The following is a 24,539-nucleotide window of genomic DNA, read 5'->3' on the forward strand; positions in this document are numbered from 1 at the left end:
GCGGGTGAGTGGTGATGTTTGCGCTCACATTATGCCGCGCTCACTATGGGATGGGGGCGGAAATCTCCTCGTACATCTTGAGATTGCTGCTTGTTAGCGCTCACAATCTGCCAGGGGAGCTGCGGTAGCGCAGCCGCGAAGCCTGTCGCGGCCCCGATCAACCCTGCCCACACTCGTGCGCGACCGCGGGGACTGCCGCACGCCGGCCCGAGAAACCGCCGCGCATGCCGGAGAGACGGTGAGAGCTGTAGTGAGCGAGCCCAACCTGAAGGACCTCCGTCGCGAGGTCCTCGCGGCCAACCTGCGCATCCCGGAGGCCGGCCTGGCCACCCTCACCTGGGGAAACGTCAGCGGAGTGGACCGCGACGCGGGCGTCTTCGTCATCAAGCCGTCCGGCGTCTCCTACGCCGACCTCGCCGAGGACGACCTGGTGGTGGTGGCCCTGGAGGACGGCCGCGTCGTCGACGGTCGCCTCAAGCCGTCCACCGACACCGAGACCCACCGGTGCCTCTACCGGGCCTTCCCCTCCATCGGGGGAGTCACCCACACGCACTCGAGGCACGCCGTCGCGTTCGCCCAGGCGCGCCGCCCGATCCCCGTACTCGGCACGACGCACGCCGACACCTTCAACGGACCCGTCCCGGTGACGGCGGACCTCACTGCCGAGCAGTGCGCGCAGAACTACGAGTACAACACCGGACAGGTGATCGTCGCCCTGCTCGACGGCGACCGGCGCCGGGCCGACGAGGTCCCCGGAGCGCTCGTCTCGCGGCACGGTCCCTTCACCTGGGGCGCCACCGCGACGGCCGCGCTGGAGAACGCCATCGTCTGCGAGGCCGTGGCGGAGATGGCCCTGCACACACTGGCGCTGGGGTCCCGCCTCGGAGCCACCTCCGAACCGCCGGGGCATCTCCTGGAACGGCACTTCACCCGCAAGCACGGACCGGACGCGTACTACGGCAACGCCACTCGCGCCCCGAAGGGCTGAGCAGGCATCCCGACTCGGCATGCAGACAAGAGCCTTGACGGGCCGTCCGGCCGACTGGCTTCATGGGAGCGCTCCCACACCCGTTGTCCGCCCCCACGGAAGGCTTCGACCGTGCCCTCTGTCACCCCCGCCCGCGGCGTGCCGCGCCGCGCGTCCGCCGCCCTCGTCGGACTGGCGCTAGCCGTCGGCGCCCTGTCCACAACCACCCTGGACACTCCGGTCGCAGCTGCCGCCGGCGCGGCCACCGCTGCCGACACGCCCGTCCGGGTCAACCAGCTCGGCTACCTGCCCGACGGCCCCAAGCGGGCCACCGTGGCCGACTCCGCGACCGCCCCGCTCGCGTGGCAACTGCGCGATGCCTCCGGCGCGGTGGTCGCCTCCGGCACCACCACGGTGCGCGGTGCCGACCAGGCGTCCGGTCAGTCCACGCACCTGGTGGACTTCGGCGCGTACACCGGCACCGGCACCGGCTTCACCCTCGTCGCGGGCGGCCGGACCAGCCACCCGTTCGACATCTCCGCCTCGCTGTACGACGGACTGCGCGCCGACAGCATGTCGTTCTTCTACCAGCAGCGCAGTGGGATCGCGATCGATGCCGCCCTCGTGGACGGCAGTGCCTACGCCCGCCCGGCCGGGCACCTCGGCGTCGCCCCGAACAAGGGCGACACCAGTGTCCCCTGCCAGACCGGGGTGTGCGACTACACACGGGACGTACGAGGGGGCTGGTACGACGCCGGCGACCACGGGAAGTACGTGGTCAACGGCGGCATATCCGTCTGGGAGATGGTCAACTCCTTCGAAAGGGCCCGGCGTTCGGGCAGCGAGGCCGCCCTCGGTGACGGCACGCTGCGGGTGCCGGAGCGTGCCAACGGGACACCGGACGTGCTGGACGAGGCCCGCTGGGAGCTGGAGTTCCTGATGCGGATGCAGGTCCCGGCCGGGAAGCCGATGGCCGGCATGGCCTTCCACAAGATGCACGACGCCACGTGGACCGCCCTGCCGACCCGGCCCGAACTCGACTCGGCACCACGCGAGTTGCACAAGCCGTCGACCGCGGCGACCCTGAACCTGGCAGCCGCCGGCGCACAGTGCGCCCGCGTGTACGCCCCGTACGACTCCGCGTTCGCCGCCCGCTGCCTGGACGCGGCCCGCCGCGCCTGGACGGCGGCCAGGGCCAACCCGAACGTGCTGGCTCCCGCGAGCGACAACACCGGTGGCGGTGCCTACGAGGACGCCGACGTGTCCGACGAGTTCTACTGGGCGGCGGCGGAACTCCTGGCCACCACCGGCGAGTCGGCATACCGGGAGGCCGTCACCTCCTCCCCGCACCACACCAAGCCCGTTGACGCGTTCTGGTGGGGCGGCACCGCCACACCCGGCCGCATCACCCTCGCCACCGTCCCCGGCGTGTCCCTGCCCGCCGACGAAACGGCCCGGCTGCGCGGCCTGCTGACCGCCGCCGCCGACGCCCATCTGGCCACCATGGCCGGACAGGGCTACGCGGTCCCGCTCCCCGTCACCGGCTACGTGTGGGGCTCCAACAGCTCCGTCGCCAACAACGCGATCGTGCTCGCCGTCGCGTACGAGCTCACCGGTCAGCAGCGCTACCGGACCGGAGCGCTGGAGTCCCTCGACTACCTTCTCGGCCGCAACGCGCTCGGCCTCTCCTATGTGACCGGCTACGGAGACCGCTACTCCGAGAACCAGCACCACCGCTTCTGGGCGCACCAGAACGACCCCTCGCTGCCGCACCCGCCGGCCGGTTCCTTCGCGGGCGGGCCGAACGCCGGACTGGAGGACCCCGTGGCCAGGGAGAAGCTCGCGGGCTGCGCACCGGCGGCGTGCTATGTGGACGACATCGGCTCGTACTCGACCAACGAGGTGGCCATCAACTGGAACGCCTCGCTGGCCTGGCTGGCGGCCTTCGCAGCCGAGCGGCGCGGCGCCCCGGCGGTGCCCGCCGTCCAGGTGACACCTGCGGCCGTGACGGTCCCGGAGGGCGGTTCGGCGACGGTCGGCGTGCGGCTCTCGGCCGCACCCGAGCAGAACGTCACCGTGAAGGTGGACCGGACCTCCGGCGACCAGGACCTGTCGGCGGCCGCGACCCTCGTGTTCACCCCGGCCGACTGGGCCACCGCGCAGCGGGTTCCGGTCCACGCAGCGCAGGATGCCGACACGTCCCCGGGCAGTGCGACGTTCTCGGCCGGCGGGTCCGGCGTGCAGCCGGCGACGTTCACGGCCACGGAGGCGGACGACGACGCGCCCGCGGCCCCCTGCACGGTGGCGTACCGGATCGACAACTCCTGGGGCAACGGCTTCACGGCGACGGTGACTGTGAAGAACACCGGGACCTCGACCGTCTCCGGATGGACCCTCGGCTGGAGCTTCGCGGGTGACCAGCTGATCGGCAACGCCTGGAACGCCACGGTGAGCCAGCAGGGCGCCTCCGTCACCGCCCGGGACGCCGGGTGGAACGGCACGCTGGCGCCCGGCGGCAGTGCGAGCTTCGGCTTCCAGGCGACGTATTCGGGCACCAACGGGATTCCGGGACGCTTCACGCTGGGCGGTGCCCCCTGCTCCTGACCGCCCCGCACGCCGGGCCCGCCCGCCGACCGGGAAGCCGGTCGGCGGGCGGGCCCGTTCGGGGTGTGGGTCAGGTGCGGGTCCACCGCTGGTTGCTGCCGTTGGAGCAGGTGTAGAGCTGGATCAGGGTGCCGTTGGCGGTGCCGTTGCCGGTGGCGTCGAGGCAGAGGCCGGACTGGACTCCGACGATCGACCCGTCCGAGTTGAGGCGCCACTTCTGGTTGTCGCCGCCCCAGCAGCTGTAGATCTGCACTCTGGTGCCGACGCCGGTGCCGGCGGCGTCGAGACACTTGGTGCCGTACACCCGCAGCTCGCGTTCGGTGGTGTACGACCACTGCTGGTTGATGCGGTTGTTGCAGTCCCACAGGGCGACCTGGGTGCCGTCGGCGGTGGCGGCCCCGGGCACGTCCAGGCAGCGCCCCGAGCCGACGCCCCTGATCGGCCCGGAACCGGGCGACGGGGTCGGTGTGGAGGAGCCGGCGTTGAGTGCGTTGAGCACCGACGAGTAAGCGGGCTTCTTGTTGCCGTTGCCGTCGAACAGCAGCGGCGCATGCTCCGGTCGCCAGGAGTCGGTGTCGCGCACCCCCCAGACGGTGATGCCGAGGCAGCGCGGGACGGCCAGGCAGTCGTTGGTCACGTTGGCGTAGGTGGTGCCCGAGGCGCCCTGGATGTCGAGTTCCGTGACGGCCACGTCCACGCCGAGCGCGGCGAAGCTCTGGAGAGTGGTCCGGAAGTTGGCGTGGTACGGGCTGTCGTTGTTGAAGTGGGCCTGGAAGCCGACGCAGTCGATCGGCACGCCGCGCTGTTTGAAGTCCCGGACCATGGCGTACACGGCCTGGGTCTTGGCCCAGGTCCAGTTCTCGATGTTGTAGTCGTTGTAGCAGAGCTTGGCGGCCGGGTCCGCGGCCCGCGCGGTGCGGAAGGCGACCTCGATCCAGTCGTTGCCGGTGCGCTGCAGGTTGGAATCGCGCCGGGCCCCCGAACTGCCGTCGGCGAAGGCTTCGTTCACGACGTCCCACTGGACGATCCTGCCCTTGTAGTGGGCCATCACGCCGTTGATGTGGTGGGTCATCGCCTGGCGCAGCGCGCTGCCGCTGAGGTTCTGCATCCAGCCGGGCTGCTGGGAGTGCCAGGCCAGGGTGTGGCCGCGTACCTGCTTGCCGTTCTGCACCGCCCAGTTGTAGACGCGGTCACCGGCGGCGAAGTCGAACCGGCCCTGCTGGGGCTCGGTGGCGTCGATCTTCATCTCGTTCTCGGGCGTCACCGAGTTGAACTCGCGGCCCGCGATCGTCGTGTACGCCGGGTCGCCCAGCCTGCCCGAGGCGATGGCGGTGCCGAAGTAGCGGCCGCTCTGCGCTGCCGCGCGGCCGAGCGTGCTCTCGGCGGCCTGCGAGGTCGCCGGCGGAACCAGCACGGCGGCCGCACCGAGGACGCCGACGACCAGGGCTGTGCGCAGAGCGCCGGCCTTCCGGCGGGTGGATGGCAGGTGCATGACAGGTAATCCCATGGAGAACCTCCAGGACGGACAGCTCGGATGACGAGGGGAGGGGTCAGTAGCCGTAGATCATCTTGTAGGCGGCCTCGGGCAGGAACTGCCCGGCCGAGGAGCCGGACCCGATGCCGCAGTTGCCGTCTGACTCGCCGGGGATCTTGATCCACAGAAGCATCTCGGCACCACCGCCGCGTCGGCTGGGCGTACCGATCCGGCGGCCGGCCGGGTTGCACCACTGGCCGTCGGACCCGTTGCCGTTGCGGCTGGTGTCGACGACGAACGGCTTGGTGTAGCCGTAGGAGGCCAGGGCTGAGTTGACCGCGTTGCCGTAGGCGGTGTTCTGGTCGGTGGTGAAGTAGTTGGAGACGTTCAGCGCGAAGCCGCGGGCCCCGCTGACACCGGCGGCGACGAGCTGCTGCGCCATGGTCGAGGCGGACACCCAGCCGGGGTTCCCGGCGTCGAGGTAGACCCAGGTGTTCGGCGCCTTGGCCTTGAACTGGGCGATGGCGTTCTTCAGCATCGCGTTGCGCTCGGCGACCTGGGCGGGCGTCATGCAGCTTTCGTGGCCGAGCGCGTCGGGTTCGAGGACGACGACGGCCGGGCGGCTGCCGATGCCACTGGCGAAGGCGGCGATCCAGGCGTCGTACGCGGCGCGGCTCCCGGCGCCGCCGCCGGAGTGACCGGCGCAGACGTCCCGGTTGGGGATGTTGTACGCGACCAGGATCGGCAGCTTGTCGTGGGAGTCCGCACGGCCGACGTAGGCGCCGGCGGCCGCGCCGATGTCACCGCTCCAGTTCCCGAACCAGCGGGCCGCCGGTGTTTGGGCGATGAACGTGCGGATCGCCGCCGCCCGCCCGTCGCCCGGGTTCGCGTTGACCCACCGCAGCGCGGAGTTGTCGGGGTCGGTGTAGAAGCCGCTGGTCATGCCGGTCGGGTCGGCGGCGTGGGCCGGGCCGATGCCGAGGAGTGCGAAGCCGGTGGTCAGGACGCCGGCGAGGAGAGCCGAAGCGGCTCGGATGCGGGTGCGCACGGTGATGCTTCCTCCGAGAGGTGGGGAAGTTGGAAGCGCTTCCGGTTTTGTGGACGGGTCCGGATCGCGCTGAGGGGATGATTGGGGCGGGCGCCCGGGCGTGTCAATAGGTTGAACGCGAAACGACTCTTGCCGCGGTCATGGCGCCAGAGGTTGGAGGCGCCGCCGGATCGAGATCCGGGACGACGCCCGTGATCGGCTCCGCAGCCGTGCCCGCGCGTGGAATCATGACCGCCGTTCGCCGTCCGCGTGAGCACGAGGAGCAGGTCGCCGATGGAGCCGTCGCCCAAACGCATGCCGACGCTCGACGAGGTGGCTGCGCGAGCCGGTGTGTCGCGCACGGCGGCCTCCCGGGTGATCAACAACGCCCCGCACGTGAGCCGCGCCAAGCGGGAGGCGGTCCAACGGGCCGTGCGCGAGCTGGACTTCGTACCAAACCCGTCCGCGCAGGCGCTGGCGAGCCGCAGGGCCGGAGCGGTGGTGCTGGCGGTCTCCAGCGACGAGCCGGGGCTGTTCGCCGACCCCTTCTTCGCGGAGATCGTCGTCGGCGTCGGCACGGCTCTGGAGCAGACGGAACTCGAGTTGATCCTGCTGCTGGCCAACACCCCGCGCGGCCGGCAGAGGTTCGAGAGGCTGCTGCGCCAACGCCGGGCGGACGGCGTCATGCTGATGGCGCTGCGCGGCGACGATTCGCTGGGCCGCCTGTGCGAAGAGGCCGATCTGCCGGTCGTGTTCGGCGGACGCCCGCTCAGGGGGGAGCCAGCCTGGTACGTGGACGCCGACAACGAGGGCGGTGCCCGCCTGGCCGCCGAGCATCTCGCCCGCACGGGCCGCCGACGGCCCGTCATGATCAGTGGCCAGGTGGACACCAGGGCCTCCGCCGCGAGGGAACGGGGGTTCACCGACGGACTCGCGCTGGCCGGCCTGCCGCTGCTCGGGGTCGAGCCGGGGCGGTTCACCGAGGACGGCGGCGCCGAGGCGATGGAGCGGCTGCTCCGGGCGCACCCCGATCCCGACGCGGTGTTCGCGGCCTCCGACGCGATGGCCATCGGCGCTCTGCGCATCCTGCGGGAACGCGGGATCCGGGTGCCCGAGGACGTCGCCGTGATCGGCTTCGACGACCTGGCGAGCGCCCGGCACACCAGCCCGCCGCTCACCACGGTCCACCAGCCGGTGCGTGCGCTGGGGGAGGAGATGGCCAGGATGCTGGTCGGTGCGCTCGAAGGACGCCGGCCCGGTCCGCTGATCCTCCCGACCCGGCTGACCGTGCGCGGGTCCGCCCCTGGTCTGCCGGCCTGATACGGATCACAGGCGCCCGCGTCCCGGCGGGTCCCGCCTGCTCGGGTACGTGATGTCGAACCACGCGAAGTGGGCTTCGCCGGTGCCGGGGCGGCCGTTGGAGGTGGCGTAGAGGCCCAGCTGGACGCCGGTGAACAGAGGGGTGAGAAAGGTCGCTTCGACGGCCTTCAGGTCCAGCCAGGGGCCGTCCGGTGCCGCGTACGCGAAGGTGTGGGCGAAGCCGCGGATGCGGGCCCCCAGCCGGACCGGCCCCGGTGGCAGGGGAGCGCCGGCCAGGACCTCGGGCCCGCGGCGGAGGCAGAGTCCTTCCGTGGTGCGGAGCAACAGCAGGTGGGTGTCGTCGTCGAGGACCACGGCGAGGCCCGCCTCCTCGTCCGGCACTGACGGCGTGAAATGCAGTTCGGTGGACACGTCGCAGTCGGGATGCTCCTGGGGGCGGACCAGGAGGGACGGGGTGGAGGGTTCGCCGAGACGTTCGGGGCGCAGCCGGAGGCGGAGTCCGTCGCCGGTGGTCCAGAACCGCTCGAGTGGGGTGCGCAGGGTGCTCCAGCCGGCGGCCAGGGTGGCGAAGCCGTCGTGGAAGGGGCGGCGGGGGGCGGTGTGGACGACGGGGGAGAAGACCGGCCAGCCGTCGTCCCAGGTGATCCGGCTGAGGAACGTCTCGCGGCCGAGGGCGGAGCCCGGGCGGACGCCCAGCAGGACGGCCCGCCAGTCACCGTCCGGCGTCTGGACGAGGTCGGCGTGCCCGGTGCAGATCACCGGGCCTTCGGCGGGCGGCAGGACCGGGTTCCCGGGGGCGCCCCGGTAGGGACCGGTCGCGCGGTCGGCTCGGGCGGCCACCACGCTGTGGTCCACATCGGTGCCGCCCTCGGCGGTGAGCAGGAGGTAGCTCCCGTCGATCCTGTAGAGGTGCGGGGCCTCCGACCAGCGGGCGCCCGGGTGGCTTCCCGACCACAGGACGTGCTCCGGTCCGGTGAGCCGCCGCTCGCGGGGAAGGTATTCGCGCATCCAGATCTCGGTGCGGCCGGCGCCCTCGTCCACCACGCGGGCGGCGGTGAACCAGGCCCGGCCGTCGCCGCCGTCCGGCCCGTCGTCGAAGAACAGCGAGGGGTCGAAGCCCTCGCCTTCCAGCCAGTGCGGTGGCGACCACGGCCCCGCAGGGTCGGTCGCCGTGACGACGAAGTGGCCGGGGCCGTCCATCAGCGTGCAGGCGAGATGGAAGACCCCGTCGTGGTGCCGGATCGTCGGGGCGAACAGACCCCGCGAGGGCGCGCACCCGGTGAGGTCGAGCCGGGACGGCCGGTCGAGTGCGGAGCCGATGCGCCGCCAGTCGGTGAGATCGCGGCTGTGGAACACGGGAAGGCCCGGGAACCACTCGAAACTGGAGGTCACCAGGTAGTAGTCCGCTCCCACCCGGCAGACGGACGGGTCGGGCCGGAACCCCGGCAGGACGGGATCACCCGAGAAGCCCGTCATGGCACCGGGACGATCCGGACCGGCACGGACAGGACCCGGTCGGCCCCCGGGTGGCGCAGGGGGCCCTCCAGAGCGAAGGAGCCGCGCAGCGGAAGGTCGCCGCTGGAGCGTCCGACCGCCACGCCCACCTCCCCGGGCTCCACTCGTCTGCGCAGGTCGAGCCCGGTGAAGGAGGTCCGGTCGGCGTGGACGTCGAAGGTGACCCGGGCGGCCGCGCCGGGCCGCAGCTCGACCCGGGCGAAACCCGCGAGCCACCGCCGCGGCCGGACGACGGACGCCACGGGGTCGGACAGGTACAGCTGGACCACCTCGGTCCCGGCCACCTCGCCGACGTTGCGGACGGTGACCGAAACAGTGACGGTCCCGTCCGTCGCGGCGACGGGATCCACCGAGAGGTCCGAGCAGGTGAAGTGGGTCCAGCTCAGCCCGTGTCCGAAGGGGAACAGCGGGGTCGGGTCCACGGAGCTCCAGGCGGTGTGTCCGCCCAGCCCGGCGTGGAGGTAGGTGCCGGGCTGGCCGCCGGCCCGGCGGGGGACGGAGACGGGCAGCCGGCCGGACGGTTCCGCGGCCCCGCTGATGATCCGGGCCAGTGCCGTCCCGCCCTCCTCCCCGGGGAAGAAGACCTGCACCACGGCCGCTGCCCGGTCGGCGAGCGCGCCGAGCGCGTAGGGCCGCCCGGAGACGACGACCAGGACGGTCGGCACCCCGGAGTCCAGTACGGCGGAGGCGAGTGCGGCCTGGTCACCGGGCAGGTCGAGGGTTTCGGCGTCGCAGCCCTCTCCGGAGGTGCCGCGGCCGAACATGCCCGCCCGGTCGCCGAGCACCAGCACGTTCACGTCCGGCTCGTCCTCGGTGACCGTGAACCCGGCCGAGGTGAGCCCCTCGCGGAGCGTCGGGATCTCCACCCCGAGGTCGTCGGGCAGCGCGACGTGGTTGGGGAAGGAGTAGCAGCCCAGCAAGGACCGGGGGTCGTCGGCGTAGGGCCCGCTGATCGCCACCCGGCACGGTCGCAGTGGCAGGACGCCGTCGTTGGCGAGCAGTACGGTGGACCGTTCGGCCAGGAGCCTGGCCAGGACCCGGTTCTCCGGCGGGTCGAGGTCGAGCGGCTCGGGCTTGACGGGCTCCCAGCCGGGGTCGAGGAGGCCGAGCTCGGCCTTCTGCCGCAGGACCCGTTCCACGGCCCGGTCGACGAGCTCCTCGGAGAGGCTTCCCGACCGCACCAGTCCGGTCAACGGCTCGCCGTAGCAGCGGGCCGTGGGCAACTCGACGTCGATTCCGGCGGTCAGCGCCAGCGCGCCCGCCGCGCCGCGCGATCCGGCGACGCCGTGCCGGGTCTCCAGGAAGGAGACGGCGTAGTAGTCGGCGACGACCACACCGCTGAAACCGAGCTCATCCCTGAGCAGGTCGGTGAGCAGCCGTTCGTCGGCAGCCACCGGGACGCCGTCCACGTCGGTGTAGCTGTTCATCACCGACCGGGCCCCTCCCTCGCGCAGCGCCCGTACGAAAGGCTCGACCAGCACGTCGCTGAACTCCCGCGGTCCCGAGGCGACAGGAGCCATGTTCCGGCCGCCGCGCGAGGCCGAGTACCCGGCGAAGTGCTTCAGCGTGGCCACGATCCCGGCGCCTTCCAGGCCCTGCACGTACGCGGTGCCGATGGCTCCGACGAGGTAGGGATCCTCGCCGATGCACTCCTCGGTCCTGCCCCAGCGGTAGTCGCGGACCACGTCCAGCACGGGAGCCAGCCCCTGGTGGACACCGACCCGCCGCATCGAATCGCCGATGGCGGCGGCCATGGCGCGCACGAGCCCGGGATCGAAGGTCGCACCCCAGGCCGGCGGCGCGGGGAAGACCGTCGCACCCCACGTCATGAACCCGGTCAGGCACTCCTCGTGGGCGACCGCCGGGATCCCGAACCGGCCGGACCCGGTCACCCGCCTCTGGAGTGAGGCGAGCCGTTCCATTCCGGCTTCCGCCGTGACCGGCGCGGTGCCGTACACCCGGGTGAGCTGGCCGAGTCCGTGGGCGGCGATGTCGTCGAGGGCCGGCGCGGACTCGCCGGAGTCGTCCTCCACCGGCGCGACCGGTGCACCCGGATCCGAGGGCAGCGCCCAGAATCCGGTGAGCTGGCCCGCCTTCTCTTCCAGCGTCATGCGTTTCAGCAGATCGGCGACCCGTGTGGACACGGGCAGGAGGGGGTCACGCCAGGGCTCGGTCAACGGAGTTCTCCTAGAGACGGGGCGGGGCGGTGGAGAGCCGGACCTTGAGTTCGGTCGACAGCTCCATCCGTGGGCTGACCAGGGGCTGGCCGTCCAGGAGCTGGAAGAGCGTGCGGGCGGCGAGCCGGCCCATCTCCTCCAGCGGCTGGCGTACTGTCGTCAGGGGCGGTGACAGCCATTCGCACATCGGCAGGTCGTCGAAGCCGACCACGCTGAGGTCCTGCGGGATGCTCAGACCGGCCTGCCGGGCAGCTTCGTAGACGCCCATCGCCTGCTGGTCGCTGCCGGCGAAGACGGCGGTCGGCGGCTCGGGGAGGGCGAGGAGTTCCCGGGCGCGCTGGAATCCGCCCTCGTGCTGGAAGTCGCCGAACCGGATCATGTCGCGGTCGACCTCGATCCCGGCCCGCTCCAGCGCGGCCCGGTACCCGTCGATGCGGGCCTGGCTGCAGAGCATCTCCTTGCGCCCGCCGATCGCGGCGATCCGGCGGTGCCCCAGGTCCAGCAGGTGCTCGGTGGCGGCGAGGCCGCCCGCCCAGTTGGTCGCGCCGATGCTGGGCACACCGTTGCCCGGCAGGTCGATCGGGTCGATGACGACCAGCGCCACACCGGCCTGTTCGACCTGGGCGCGTTGCGCCGGGGTGACCGAGGCGGTGACGAGGATGACGCCGTCGCTGTGGTGCAGGACCGGCAGCGAGGCCCAGCTCGACGGTGTGGCCTCGCCCGGCGGGAGGAGCGACACGACGGTGCCCACCCTCCGCTGGGCGCACTCGGCCTCGACGCCGCGCAGTATCTCCACGGCCCAGGCGCTGTCCAGACCGCCGATGATCAAGTCGACCAGGCCCGACCTTCGGGCTCTGCCCTGACGGCCGGGCGGGAGGTAGTTGTGGGACTGCAGCAGCCTCTCGATCCGTTCGCGTGTCGAAGACGCCACATCGGTGCGGCCGTTGATCACCTTCGACACGGTGGCCTGGGAGACCCCGGCCGCGGCGGCGATGACGGCCAGGGTCGGACGCTGCTCGCTCAACTTCTCTCCTCTGCGCGGACGCCCGGGCTGGCGACAGATATCGCAAACTTTCGACGAGTCTCCGGTCGGTTCGACCGGGTTGTCAACCATCAAGAAGGCTGTAGGTAAAGGGAATTCGGCGATAAGGCTTGACCGGGGGATCCCATGTTCCTAGTTTGTGGCAGCACGAATTCGAGAGTGTTACGAAACATTTTCGAACTCGAACCGGCATCCCCACCCCGGAGGTCCCATGGCCAGTACACCCCCGAGTCGACGACGCTTCCTTGCGCTCTCGGGCCTGACCGCCCTGTCCGCCTCGCTGACCGCTGCCTGCGGCGGCGGGGAACCGGGGGCGGGTCGGGCGGCCGGCGGCAAGGTGACCCTGGCCTGGTGGAACATCGCCACCACGGAGCCGGGCAAGTCCCTGTTCCCGCAGATCTCCTCGGCGTTCACGGCCGCCCATCCCCAAATCACCATCAAGACGACCTCGTTGGAGAACGAGGCGTTCAAGTCCAAGCTGACGGCCAGTACTTCCGCGGGCCGGCTGCCCGACGTCTTCCAGACCTGGGGCGGCGGGGTCCTGCGGCAGCAGGTCGACGCGGGGCTGGTCGAGGACCTCACCGACGCGTTCGGCTGGTCGTCGGACCTCACCCCCGTCTCGCTCCAGGCCTATCAGTTCGGGGGCCGCACCTACGCGGTGCCCTACGACGTCGGCATGGTCGGCTTCTGGTACAACAAGAAGCTCTTCGCCAGGGCCGGGATCACCGCTCCGCCGGCCACCTGGGCCGAGTTCCTCGAAGACGTCGGGAAGCTCAAGGCGGCGGGCGTCACTCCGATCGCCCTCGCGGGCAAGGAGAAGTGGCCGGGCCACTTCTACTGGGCCTATCTCGCCATGCGCGTCGCCGGGCTCCCCGCGTTGCAGCAGGCGGCGACCACCAAGGACTTCACCAGCGCCGGCTTCGTCCGCGCGGGCGCCCACCTCAAGGAACTGGTCGACCTCCGGCCGTTCCAGACCGGTTTCCTCGGAGCCGGCTACTCCACCCCCGGCGGGCAGGCCGCGACCATGGGCAACGGCAAGGCCGCCATGGAGCTGATGGGGCAGTGGGGGCCGTCGGTCCAGGTGGACGCGGGCGCAGACCTCGGAGCGGACCTGGGCTTCTTCCCCTTCCCCGCGGTCGACGGCGGCACCGGCCAGGTCACCGAGGTGCTCGGAGGTGGCGGCGGTTTCGCCCTGCGCAAGGGCGCGCCGAAGGAGGCGCTGGACTTCCTGAAGTTCTTCGTCCTGGACAACGAGTCCAAGCTGCTCGCCTCCAACGGCTACCTGCCGGTGGTCAAGGGCGCGGAGAGCCGGATCGCCGACGCCAACAGGAAGGCGGTGGCCGACAGCCTGGTCAGGGCGACGGGCTTCCAGCTCTTCCTCGACCAGGCGTACCCGCCGGCGGTCGGCCAGGAGATCAACGACAGCGTGGCCGACCTCATCGCGGGCAAGAGGACGCCCGAGCAGGTCACCGAGTCGATCACCGAGGCTGCACAGGGTGCCTAGCCCCGTGTCCACGCTGACCGAGGAGCGCACGCAGGACACCCCGCCGGCGCGCCCGCCCGCTCCGGCCCGCTCGTTCCTGCGCGGGGTCCGCAGCTGGGCGTCGGTCGCATGGTTCCTCGTCCCGGCCCTGGTCCTCTTCCTCGTCTTCGTCCTCGCCCCGATCGCCGTCGCCGTCCACACCGGGTTCTTCAAGTGGGGCGGGGCCGGCCCGATGGAGGACTTCGTCGGTTTCGAGAACTACGCCAGGCTGTTCGGCGACGAGGTCTTCCTCGGCGATCTGGAGCGCGGGCTGTACCTCATCGCCCTGTCGCTCACCGTGCAGCTGCCGCTCGCCCTGTTCACCGCCGCCCTGCTCAACCGAAGACTGCGCGGCCGGGCCGTCTACCGGATGCTGTTCTTCGCGCCGTACGTCCTGTCCGAAGTGGTCACGGCGGTCCTCTTCACGATGATCCTCCTTCCTGGTGACGGCATGGCCGACCAGCTGGCCGGCCGACTCGGCCTGGAGGGGCTGCAGGGCAGGTGGCTGGCCGATCCCTCGACGGTCCTGCCGACCCTGTTCGTGGTCATGACCTGGAAGTACTTCGGCTTCCACATGATGCTCTTCCTCGCCGGGCTGCAGAGCATCCCCGGCGAGGTACTCGAAGCCGCCGCCATCGACGGTGCCAACGCCTGGCAGCGCTTCCGTTCCGTGACGCTGCCGCTGCTCGGCCCGACGATCCGGATCAGCGTGTTCCTCTCGGTCATCGGGGCCATCCAGCTCTTCGACCTCGTGTGGGTCATGACGGCCGGCGGGCCCAACCACTCCTCCGAGACGATGGCGATCTCGATGTTCCAGTTCGGCTTCAAGCGCTACCAGGTCGGCTACGCCAGTGCGATCAGCGTGGTGCTGTTCATGATCAGTCTGGTCTTCTCCCTCTTCTACCAGCGGTACGTACTGCGCCGCGACCTGAGCGGAGCCGTGACCACAGGAGGAGCCCGATGAAGGCCCGGAGCAGGGTACGGGGCCTGTCGCTGCACGCCGTGCTCTGGCTGATCGGCGCGTTTGTCGTCGTGCCGCTGGGCTACGCGGTGATCTCCGGTTTCAAGAGCACCGGCGAGCTGACCGCCAATCCGTTCGGGCTGCCGGGGCACTGGAAGGCCGGCAACTACACCGGCATCCTCGGCGACGCGGTGTTCTGGCGGCAGATCGCCAACAGCGCGGGGATCGCGATCGGCACGACGTGCTGCACGGTGGCGGTGTCCGCGATGGCGGCGTTCGTGCTGGCCCGCTACGCCTTCCGGGGACGGGAGCTGTTCTACACCCTGTTCACGATCGGGCTCATGTTCCCGTTCGCGGTGGCCGTCCTGCCGTTGTTCCTGCTGCTGCGCACCTTCGGTCTGCTCGACAACCCGCTCGGAGTGATCCTTCCACAGGCGGCCTTCGGGCTTCCCATGACGATCGTGATCCTGCGCGGCTTCTTCCGGACCATACCGGCGGAGCTGGAGGAGGCAGCCGTCATGGACGGCTGCGGCAAGTTCCGCTTCTTCTGGAGGATCCTGCTGCCGATGGCGCGTCCGGCGCTCGGCACGGTGTCGGTGCTGGCGGTCGTCGCGAGCTGGAACAACTTCTTCCTGCCGCTGCTGGTGTTCAACGACCCGCGATGGCAGACGATTCCGGTCGGAGTCCAGCAGTTCCAGGGGCAGTACTCGACGGACTACGCCTTCGTCTTCGCCTACGTCGTGCTCGCCATGGTCCCCGCGCTCGCCTTCTATGCGGTCGCCGAGCGGCAGCTGATCGGCGGCCTCACGGCAGGCGCCACCAAGGGCTGACCCGTCCTGTGCAGGCTCCGCCCCGAAGGAGAGGTCGTACAAAGCTTCGCCGAACGACCGTACCCAATTTTGTTAGCGCTAACATCGCTCGCCATGCGGCCCGGACCCGCCACCCCGACAACCCCAACCACCCCGACAACCAGACCCCCGAACCGAAGGAGCTCCCATGAGGTTTCGCCCCCCGTCCCCGCTGCACGTGAAACGGCTGACGGCCGTCTTCGCGCCGTTGCTGCTCCTCGCCGCCTTCCTCGGCGTCCAGCCCGCGGCGGCGGCCACCGTCGACCCCAGCGCCTCGTACGTGCTGGTCAACCGCAACAGCGGCAAGGCGCTGGACGTGTACAACCTGGCGACCAACGACGGCGCCCGCATCACCCAGTGGGCCAGGAACGACCAGAACCAGCAGCAATGGCAGTTCGTCGACTCCGGCGGCGGCCACTACCGCCTCAAGTCCCGCCACTCCGGCAAAGTGCTCGACGTTCAGAACGGGTCCACCGCGAACGGTGCCCCGGTCGTCCAATGGGCCGACGTGAACGGGACGAACCAGCAGTGGCGGCTGGCCGACAGCCCGGACGGCTACGTGAGGTTGGTCGCCCGCCACAGCAACAAGGCCCTCGAAGTACAGGGCGGATCCACCGCCGACGGCGCGAACGTGGTCCAGTACGACGACTGGGGCGGCACCAACCAGCAGTGGCGGCTCGTCAAGGTCGGTGCCGGCACCCCCGGCACGTGCGCCCTCCCGTCCACGTACCGCTGGAACTCCACGGGCGCGCTGGCGCAACCCAAGGCGGGCTGGGCCTCGCTCAAGGACTTCACCGTCGCCCCGTACAACGGCAAGCACCTCGTCTACGCGACGACGCACGGCGCGGGACCGGGAACCGGCTGGGGTTCGATGAACTTCGGCCTGTTCGGGACCTGGCCGGAGATGGCCTCGGCCGCCCAGAACACCATGGCCAACTCGGTCGTTGCGCCCACGCTCTTCTACTTCGCACCGAAGAACATCTGGGTGCTCGCCTACCAGTGGGGAGGCGGCAGCGCCTTCTCGTACCGGACGTCGACCGACCCCTCCAACCCCAACGGCTGGTCCTCGCAGCAGGTGCTCTTCTCCGGCGGCATCGCCGATTCCGGAACGGGACCCATCGACCAGACACTCATCGGTGACGGCACCAACATGTACCTGTTCTTTGCCGGTGACAACGGCAAAATCTACCGGGCGAGCATGCCGATCGGGAGCTTCCCGGGCAGCTTCGGCACGACCTCGACCGTGGTCATGAGCGACACGACGGACAACCTGTTCGAGGCTCCGCAGGTCTACAAGCTCCAGGGCCAGGACCGCTACCTCATGATCGTCGAGGCGATCGGATCGAAGGGCCGCTACTTCCGCTCGTTCACGGCCAGCAGTCTGAACGGCTCGTGGACACCCCAGGCCGCGACCGAGAGCAACCCCTTCGCCGGCAAGGCCAACAGCGGCGCCACCTGGACCAACGACATCAGCCACGGCGAACTGATCCGCACCGCCGCCGATCAGACCTTCACCGTCGACCCCTGCAACCTGCAGTTCCTCTACCAGGGACGCGACCCCAACTCCGGCGGCGACTACGGCCAGTGGCCCTACCGGCCCGGCCTGCTGACACTGCAGCGCTGACGGTGCGGCACGGGTCCGGTCCCGGAGCCGTGCCGGTGCGGCGGGCTCGGCACAAGGCCGGGCCCGCCGCCTGCCTGCCGTCCAGGGGCGGGCCGGTCCACCGTCCCTGTGCCGGGGGGCTCCGTCAGGCGGCCACCGGTTGTTTGCCAGGGCACAGCCTTTGGCCGCGTACCTTTCCGGAGGTTAGGGTCTGACGCCATGACGAGGATGGTGGGGACGGGGCTCATGAATGCGGATCACGCAGGGCTGGTCGTCGCGGCGCAGGCCGGTGATGCCCGGGCGCGCGAAGAGCTGATCGCCGCCTACCTGCCGCTGGTCTACAACATCGTCCGGCGAGCGCTGAGCGGACATGCCGACGTCGACGACGTCGTCCAGGAAACGCTCCTGCGCGCGGTGCGCGACCTGCCTGCCCTGCGCACCCCCGAGAGCTTCCGCTCCTGGCTGGTTTCGATCACCCTCCGCCAGATGAACGCGCACTGGCAGCGGCAGCACACCGCCGCCGACCGGACCGCGGTCCTCGACGAGGCACTCCGGATACCGGCCGCCGGCGCTGAACCCGAGGACGCCGCGATCGTGCGGCTCCACGTGTCGGACGAGCGCCGCCAGATCGCCGAAGCCGGCCGGTGGCTCGACCCGGACCACCGGGTGCTCCTGTCGCTGTGGTGGCAGGAAAACGCCGGACTCCTGAGCCGCGAGGACACGGCGGCCGCGACCGGTCTCACCGTCGCCCACGCCGGAGTCCGCCTGCAACGCATGCGCGAGCAACTGGACCTGAGCCGGACGATCGTCGCCGCCCTGGAGGCCCGGCCGCGCTGTCCGCAGCTGGAGGAGACCGTCGCCGGCTGGGACGGACTGCGCACGTCGGTGTGGCGGAAGCGGATCGCGCGGCACACCCGCGACTGCCCGCTCTGCACGGGGAGGGCGGCGAACCGGGTCTCTGCCGAGCTGCTGCTCCTCAGCCTCGCGCCCCTGGCGGTCCCGGGCGGACTGCTCGCCGCGCTGGTCGCCAAGGGCCTGCTGTCGGGCTCGGCCGGCGGCGCCGCAGGGCTGGCCGCGGCACCGGTCGCCGCCGCCACGGCGACGGGGGGCAGCGGCAGCCTGCCGGGCGTGCTGGCCGGAAAACTCCCCATGCTGACCGCCCATCCGCTGATCGGAATCACCGCCGGTGCGGTGCTCATCGCGGGGACCGCGACCTACGCGGCCTGGCCGGAACCGGAGCGCCGGGCGCCCGGCGCCGTCGCCGCACCCACGGCCGGACCGTCCACAACGGGCGCCCCCGCGGCCGGCAGCCCCGCGCCGAGCACCCCCGCCCCGGCTCCGAGGGGCACCCGGCCGTCGGCCGGACCGCAGTCGGCGAGTCCGTCCGCCCGTGCAGGAACGGTTCCGCTGGGTGCGCGCTCGCTGGAGTCCGCCGACGAACCCGGCTCGTACCTCGCGTACGCCGGCGACTTCGCGACGCTCGGCCGGGTGTCCGCGGCCGGCAACCCGCAGACACGGCAGCGGGTCACGTTCCACGTGGTCCCGGGGCTCGCCGACGCGGGGTGCGTCACCTTCCGTGCCGCCGACGGCCGCTACCTGCGCCACAGCTACCTGCGGCTCCGGCTGAGCGGCGACGACGGCAGCGGGCTGTTCCGGGAGGACACCACCTTCTGCCCGCGTCCCGGGGCGGTCGCCGGGTCGGTGACCCTGCACGCCCACAACTACCCCGGTTCGGTCCTCCGCCACCGGGACGGCGGCATCTGGCTCGACGGCTCCGACGGCACGCGGGCCTTCGCCGGCCAGGCGTCTTTCATCGTGCGCGACGGCCGGTAGGGACGTCCCGCAGGGACGGCCGGCAAGGACCGCCGGTCCGCGGGAGGGGCATAACGCTTTTCGCCTGTGGGATGCATCACGGGAGTGATCGCCGGGGTGGCGCGAGATTTTCGTTACGCGCCCCCGGCCCCGGAAGCCTCCACTTCGTGGGGCGCCCCTCCTCCCGCTCGCCGTGGGCGGCGGCGCTGGGGCTCCCCCTCCCCACGACGTATCCCTCAAGGAAGCAGCTCCATGAAGCGACATCCCCTCGCGCGCCGGGCCACCGGAACCCGGGAACGGCACCACACCGTGCACCCGGCCGGCCCCGCGGCGGACCGCGCCGTACCGGCCGGTGCGCACACGACCACCGAGCCCCAGGCGAGCCGCGCCACCCGAGGTGCAGCATGAAGGGCACGCACCGGCTCCGCCGGCGCCGTCGTACCTGGGTTGTCGGACTGTCGGCCACGGCGCTGTTGGCCGGTGCCCTGACGCTTCTCCCCGGCTCCGCCGGAGCCGCGTCCCTCGGCACCCAGGCGGCCCCCTCGGGCCGGTACTTCGGCACGGCCGTGGCCGCCGGCAGGCTCGCCGACTCGACGTACGCCGCACTCGCGGACCGGGAGTTCAACATGATCACCCCGGAGAACGAGATGAAGTGGGACACGGTCGAACCGTCCCGCGGCCGGTTCAACTTCGGCCCCGCGGACCGGATCGTCGACCGTGCCCTGGCACGCGGCCAGCGTCTGCGCGGCCACACCACGGTCTGGCACTCGCAGCTCCCGTCCTGGGTCGGCTCCATCGGCGACGCCACGACGCTGCGCAGCGTGATGAACCACCACATCACCACGCAGATGACCCACTACAAGGGCCGGATCTACGCCTGGGACGTGGTCAACGAGGCGTTCGCCGACGGCGGCAGCGGCCGGCTGCGCACCTCGGTCTTCCAGAAGGTGCTGGGCGACGGCTTCATCGAGGAGGCGTTCCGCACCGCCCGTGCCGCCGACCCCTCGGCCAAGCTCTGCTACAACGACTACAACATCGAGAACTGGTCGGACGCCAAGACCCAGGGCGTCCACCGCATGGTCAAGGACTTCAAGTCCCGCGGCGTGCCCATCGACTGCGTCGGCTTCCAGAGCCACTTCGGGACGAACGGCCCGCCGGCGAGCTTCAGGACCACGCTGGCCGCCTTCGCGGCCCTGGGCGTCGACGTCCAGATCACCGAGCTGGACATCGCCCAGGCATCCCCCAGCCACTACGCGGACACGGTCGGCGCCTGCCTGTCCGTGGCCCGGTGCACCGGCATCACGGTGTGGGGCATCCGTGACGGCGACTCCTGGCGCAGCGGCGAAAGCCCCCTGCTGTTCGACCACAACGGCAAGCCCAAGCCCGCGTACACCGCCGTCATGAAGGCGCTCCGGTCCGGCTCCGGTACCACCCCGGCAAAGCCGGTCCACGGCACCGGGGAGATCAAGGGAGTGGCCTCCGGCCGCTGCATCGACTTCCCCGGCTCCGCCACCGCGAACGGCGCCCGGGCGCAGCTGTGGGACTGCAACGGACAAGGCAACCAACGCTGGACCCACACCGCCGCCAAGCAGCTGAAGGTCCACGACGACAAGTGCCTCGACGCCCGGAGCAAGGGCACCACCAACGGCACCGCCGTGATCGTCTGGGACTGCAACGGCGGCGCCAACCAGCAGTGGAACGTCAACACCGACGGCACGATCACCGGTGTCCAGTCCGGGCTGTGCCTCGATGCCGTCGGCGCGGCCACCGCGAACGGCACCCCCATCCAACTGCATGCCTGCGCGTCCGTCGGCAACCAGAAGTGGTCCGCCCCCTCCGGGACGGACGGCAGCCCCTGTGCCCTGCCGTCCACGTACCGGTGGACTTCCACGGGCCCCCTCGCCCAGCCGTCCCGGGGCTGGGCCGCGGTGAAGGACTTCACCCACGTGGTGCACGGCGGCAAGCACCTGGTCTACGCGTCGAGCGCGTCGGGCACCTCGTACGGCTCGATGGCGTTCAGCCCCTTCACGGACTGGCCGGACATGGCGACGGCCGGCCAGACCGCAATGGGCCAGAACGCGGTGGCGCCGACGCTGTTCTACTTCGCGCCCAAAAAGATCTGGGTGCTGGCCTACCAGTGGGGTGCGCACCCCTTCAGCTACCGCACGTCGAGCGACCCCACCAACCCCAACGGCTGGTCGGCGCCGCAGCCCCTGTTCACCGGCAGCATCCCCCGCACCGAGTCCGGCACCGGCCCGATCGACCAGACCCTGATCGCCGACGACCGCACCATGTACCTGTTCTTCGCCGGTGACAACGGCAAGATCTACCGGGCGAGCATGCCGATCGGGAACTTCCCGGGCAACTTCGGCTCGTCGTACACGACGGTCATGAGCGACACGGCGAAGAACCTGTTCGAGGCACCGCAGGTCTACAAGGTCCAGGGCCGGAACCAGTACCTCATGATCGTCGAGGCCCGCGGAGCGAACGAACGGCGCTACTTCCGCTCGTTCACCGCCTCCAGCCTGAGCGGTACGTGGACCCCGCAGGCCACCAGCGAGGCGAACCCCTTCGCGGGCAAGGCCAACAGCGGCGCCACCTGGACCGACGACATCAGCCACGGCGATCTGGTCCGCAGCAATCCCGACCAGACCATGACCGTCGACCCGTGCAACCTGCAGTTCCTCTACCAGGGCAAGTCCCCCCGCGCGGACGGCCCCTACGACCGACTGCCGTACCGGCCGGGTGTCCTCACCCTGCAGCGCTGAGCTGTCCCGGACCACGGTGAAACGCAAGGAGCACACGCACATGAACATCCCCACCCGCGGCAGGAGCCGCGGCCGTCACCGCCGTCGTTGGAGCGCCACCGCCCTGCTGCTCGGCGTCCCCGCCGCCGTCGTGCCGTACCTCCTGTTCACTCAGGACGACTCGCAGGCTGCGACGATCGACCCCGACGCCTACTACCGGCTGGTTTCCGTCCACAGCGGCAAGGCGCTGGACGTGAACGGCTTCTCCACCGCCGACGGCACCCGCGTCCAGCAGTGGACCGACCAGAACAGCGCCAACCAGCAGTGGAGACTGCGGCCCACCGGCGACGGCCACTACGAGCTGGTCAACCGCAACAGCGGCAAAGTGCTCGGCATAGCCGGCGACTCGACCGCCCAGGCCGCCGTCGCGGAGCAGCAGGCCGACAGCCCCGCCGCCTCCCAGGAATGGCGCATCGACGAGGTGGGCGGCTCCGGCGCCGTCGTCTTCACCTCCCGCAGGAGCGGCCTGGTCCTCGACGTCTCCGGCGGCTCCACGGCCGACGGTGCGGGAGTGATCCAGTACCGCGGCCACGGCAGCACCAACCAGCAGTGGAAGCTGGTGCGGGTGGCCGAGGCCCCGGCGGCCGGGACCGGACCGTACGTGTGGCGCAACGCGCAGGTGGTCGGCGGCGGTTACGTCACCGGGCTGGTGTTCAACGCCCGCGAGAAGGGCCTGCTGTACGCACGCACCGACATGGGAGGCGCCTACCGCTGGGACACCGGCGCCCGCCAGTGGATCCCGCTGACGGACTGGGTCGGCGAGAAGGACTGGAACCTCCTCGGCATCGATGCGGTGGCCACCGACCCCGTCGACCCCAGGCGGCTCTACCTCGCGGCAGGCACCTACACCAACGACTGGGCCGGCAACGGCGCCCTTCTCCGCTCCACGGACCGGGGCCGCACCTTCAAGCGCACGGCTCTCCCCTTCAAGCTGGGTGCCAACGAGGACGGTCGCGGGGCGGGCGAGCGGCTGGCGATCGACCCCGCCCGCCACGGCACCCTGCTGCTGGGCACCCGCAAGAACGGCCTGTGGCGCAGCAACGACCACGGTGCGACATGGCGGCAGGTCTCCTCGTTCCCGGTCAAGGACGGGGCGGGCAGCGGTGCGGGCATCTCCTTCGTGACGTACGGCCCGGCCGGCAGCAAGACGGTGTATGTCGGCGTCGCGGACAAGTCGGCCTCCCTGTACCGGTCCACCGACGGCGGCGACACCTGGCAGACCGTCCCCGGGCAGCCGACCGGCCGGCTGCCGCAGCACGGCGTGCTGTCCGGCGACGGTTCGCTGTACCTGACGTACACCAACGCCCTCGGCCCCAACGGCGTGACGGCGGGCTCGGTGTGGAAGCACACGCCGGCCGGCGGGGCCTGGAAGGACGTCTCCCCGTCCCAGGGCACCTACGGGTTCTCCGGTCTGGCCGTCGACCCGCGCAAACCGTCCACGGTGATGGTCACCACCCTCGGCCGCTGGTGGCCGGAGGACGAGATCTACCGGACCACCGACGGTGCGACGACCTGGAGGGCACTGGCCGCGCACTCGGTACGCGACGCCTCCGCCGCCCCCTACGTGGGAACGGGCACGGGGCACTGGATGACCGCTCTGGCCATCGACCCCTTCGACTCCGGGCACGTGCTGTACGGCACCGGCAGCGGCATCCTGCGCAGCAAGGACGCCGACGCCACCGACAGCGGTGGCACCAGCCACTGGAGCGTGGGTGCGCGGGGGCTGGAGGAGACCGCGCTGATGGACGCGATCGCCCCGCCCGGCGGGGCCCACGTCATCACCGCCATGGGTGACCTCGGCGGATTCCGCCACGGCTCGCTGACCAAGGTGCCCGCCGGACGGCTGAAGAACCCGATGATGACCAACAGCACGTCGATCGACTTCGCCCAGTCCAAGCCCTCGATCATGGTCCGGGTCGGCCGCGGCGGCGCGCAGGACGGCGCCTACTCCACCGACGGCGGCCGCACCTGGACGGGCTTCCGGTCCGAACCGGTGGCCGGCGCGGACACCGGCCGGGCAGCGCTCGCGGCTGACGGCTCCACCATCGTCTGGACCCAGGCCGGGCAGGTGCCGTACCGCTCGACCGACCGGGGCGCGACCTGGTCGCAGGTCCGCGGGCTGGGCGCCGACGCCGTGGTCGTCGCCGACCGGTCCTCGGCGGGGACCTTCTACTCGTTGTCCGGCGGCACCCTCTACGCGAGCACCGACGGCGGCGCGACGTTCACCGCACGGGCGGCCAACCTGCCCGCCGACGGCCGGCTCAAGGCGGTACCCGGAGTCACCGGGGACCTGTGGATCGCCGGCGGCGGCCAGGGGCTCCTGCACTCCACCGACGGCGGCCGCACCTTCACCGCGCTCGCCGCGGTGAAGTCCGCCTCCGCCGTCGGCTTCGGCAAGGCCGCACCCGGTGCGTCCTACCAGGCGCTGTACCTGATCGGCACCGTCAAGGACGTCACCGGAGTCTTCCGCTCCACCGACAAGGGCGGCACCTGGGTCCGCATCAACGACGACGCCCACCAGTGGGGCAGCATCGGAGGCGTCGGCGTCATCACCGGCGACCCCGACACCTTCGGCCGTGTGTACGTCGGCACCAACGGACGCGGTCTCCAGTACGGCGACCCTTCCTGACCCGACGCCCGGGAGGGGCCGCAGGCACCAAGGCCGCGGCCCCTCCCGGGCTTGTCCGTGCCGGAGGTGGGGTCCGCCGCCGGGCGGGTCCGGCTGAGGGCGTCCGGGCGGGTCCGGCACCCGCCCGCCCGGCGGTGTCGAACCGGCGGGCGGGCGGACGTCGTCGACTATGCGAAGGAGACGAGCTTCGTGCGGAACACGTGGTCGGCGACCTTGTCGCCGAGGACGAGT

Annotated in this window: 16 protein-coding genes; 11 read left to right on the top strand and 5 right to left on the bottom strand. The window is 71.3% G+C overall.

Annotation, left to right across the window (positions count from 1 at the left end; all coding sequences use genetic code 11):
• The first annotated feature begins 250 nt into the window (after positions 1 to 250).
• A complete protein-coding gene (gene araD / locus LG634_RS27415; RefSeq protein WP_226737399.1) occupies positions 251 to 988 on the top strand; it encodes an L-ribulose-5-phosphate 4-epimerase AraD in 738 nt (245 codons plus the stop codon).
• Positions 989 to 1,099: 111 nt separating this feature from the next.
• Positions 1,100 to 3,571, top strand: a complete 2,472-nt coding sequence (locus LG634_RS27420; protein WP_226737401.1) for a glycoside hydrolase family 9 protein — start codon at positions 1,100 to 1,102, stop codon at positions 3,569 to 3,571.
• A gap of 70 nt (positions 3,572 to 3,641) precedes the next feature.
• On the opposite strand, the gene LG634_RS27425 is transcribed toward LG634_RS27420, so the two are convergent.
• Both LG634_RS27425 and LG634_RS27430 read right to left on the bottom strand, forming a co-directional pair.
• Positions 3,642 to 5,063 (bottom strand): endo-1,4-beta-xylanase, encoded by a 1,422-nt coding sequence (locus tag LG634_RS27425; RefSeq protein WP_372482498.1) that lies wholly within the window; start codon positions 5,061 to 5,063, stop codon positions 3,642 to 3,644.
• Between the two features lie 58 nt (positions 5,064 to 5,121).
• Positions 5,122 to 6,093 carry a glycoside hydrolase family 6 protein gene (locus tag LG634_RS27430; RefSeq protein WP_226737405.1) on the bottom strand — a complete coding sequence of 324 codons (972 nt, stop codon included), beginning with the start codon at positions 6,091 to 6,093 and terminating at the stop codon, positions 5,122 to 5,124.
• 273 nt (positions 6,094 to 6,366) lie between these two features.
• Here LG634_RS27430 and LG634_RS27435 point away from each other — a divergent pair, with 273 nt between their 5' ends.
• Positions 6,367 to 7,392, top strand: a complete 1,026-nt coding sequence (locus LG634_RS27435; protein WP_226737407.1) for a LacI family DNA-binding transcriptional regulator — start codon at positions 6,367 to 6,369, stop codon at positions 7,390 to 7,392.
• 6 nt (positions 7,393 to 7,398) lie between these two features.
• Here the strand turns inward: LG634_RS27435 and LG634_RS27440 are convergent, their stop codons facing one another.
• From LG634_RS27440 to LG634_RS27450, 3 genes are read right to left on the bottom strand one after another with little or no spacing between them, the layout of a single operon-like run.
• Positions 7,399 to 8,868, bottom strand: a complete 1,470-nt coding sequence (locus LG634_RS27440) for a glycoside hydrolase family 43 protein (RefSeq protein WP_226737409.1) — start codon at positions 8,866 to 8,868, stop codon at positions 7,399 to 7,401.
• Positions 8,865 to 11,084, bottom strand: a complete 2,220-nt coding sequence (locus LG634_RS27445) for a glycoside hydrolase family 3 N-terminal domain-containing protein (protein ID WP_226737411.1) — start codon at positions 11,082 to 11,084, stop codon at positions 8,865 to 8,867. Before LG634_RS27445 ends, LG634_RS27440 begins: the two co-directional genes overlap by 4 nt.
• A gap of 10 nt (positions 11,085 to 11,094) precedes the next feature.
• Positions 11,095 to 12,108 (bottom strand): LacI family DNA-binding transcriptional regulator, encoded by a 1,014-nt coding sequence (locus LG634_RS27450; RefSeq protein ID WP_226737413.1) that lies wholly within the window; start codon positions 12,106 to 12,108, stop codon positions 11,095 to 11,097.
• 229 nt (positions 12,109 to 12,337) lie between these two features.
• Between LG634_RS27450 and LG634_RS27455 the strand changes: the two genes are divergently transcribed.
• From LG634_RS27455 to LG634_RS27490, 8 genes are all read left to right on the top strand, one after another.
• Positions 12,338 to 13,630, top strand: a complete 1,293-nt coding sequence (locus LG634_RS27455) for an extracellular solute-binding protein (RefSeq protein ID WP_226737415.1) — start codon at positions 12,338 to 12,340, stop codon at positions 13,628 to 13,630.
• Positions 13,623 to 14,612: a carbohydrate ABC transporter permease gene (locus tag LG634_RS27460; protein ID WP_372482499.1), complete on the top strand. Its 990-nt coding sequence runs from the start codon at positions 13,623 to 13,625 to the stop codon at positions 14,610 to 14,612. Before LG634_RS27455 ends, LG634_RS27460 begins: the two co-directional genes overlap by 8 nt.
• A complete protein-coding gene (locus LG634_RS27465; protein ID WP_226737417.1) occupies positions 14,609 to 15,439 on the top strand; it encodes a carbohydrate ABC transporter permease in 831 nt (276 codons plus the stop codon). The genes LG634_RS27460 and LG634_RS27465 overlap by 4 nt, the downstream gene beginning before the upstream one ends.
• Positions 15,440 to 15,605: 166 nt before the next feature.
• The gene (locus LG634_RS27470; protein ID WP_226737418.1) at positions 15,606 to 17,081 is read left to right on the top strand and encodes a non-reducing end alpha-L-arabinofuranosidase family hydrolase; all 1,476 of its coding nucleotides are present in this window, start codon (positions 15,606 to 15,608) and stop codon (positions 17,079 to 17,081) included.
• Between the two features lie 225 nt (positions 17,082 to 17,306).
• Positions 17,307 to 18,893 (top strand): sigma-70 family RNA polymerase sigma factor, encoded by a 1,587-nt coding sequence (locus tag LG634_RS27475; protein ID WP_226737420.1) that lies wholly within the window; start codon positions 17,307 to 17,309, stop codon positions 18,891 to 18,893.
• A 231-nt stretch (positions 18,894 to 19,124) separates the two neighbouring features.
• Positions 19,125 to 19,280, top strand: a complete 156-nt coding sequence (locus tag LG634_RS27480) for a hypothetical protein (protein WP_226737422.1) — start codon at positions 19,125 to 19,127, stop codon at positions 19,278 to 19,280.
• Complete coding sequence (locus LG634_RS27485; RefSeq protein WP_226737424.1) at positions 19,277 to 21,640, top strand: non-reducing end alpha-L-arabinofuranosidase family hydrolase; 2,364 nt, start codon at positions 19,277 to 19,279, stop codon at positions 21,638 to 21,640. The genes LG634_RS27480 and LG634_RS27485 overlap by 4 nt, the downstream gene beginning before the upstream one ends.
• Before the next feature lie 40 nt (positions 21,641 to 21,680).
• On the top strand, positions 21,681 to 24,308 hold the full coding sequence (locus tag LG634_RS27490; RefSeq protein WP_226737426.1) for an RICIN domain-containing protein: 2,628 nt from the start codon (positions 21,681 to 21,683) through the stop codon (positions 24,306 to 24,308).
• The last annotated feature ends 231 nt before the right edge of the window (positions 24,309 to 24,539 follow it).

The organism is Streptomyces bambusae, assembly GCF_020532645.1.
Lineage (GTDB): Bacteria > Actinomycetota > Actinomycetes > Streptomycetales > Streptomycetaceae > Streptomyces > Streptomyces bambusae.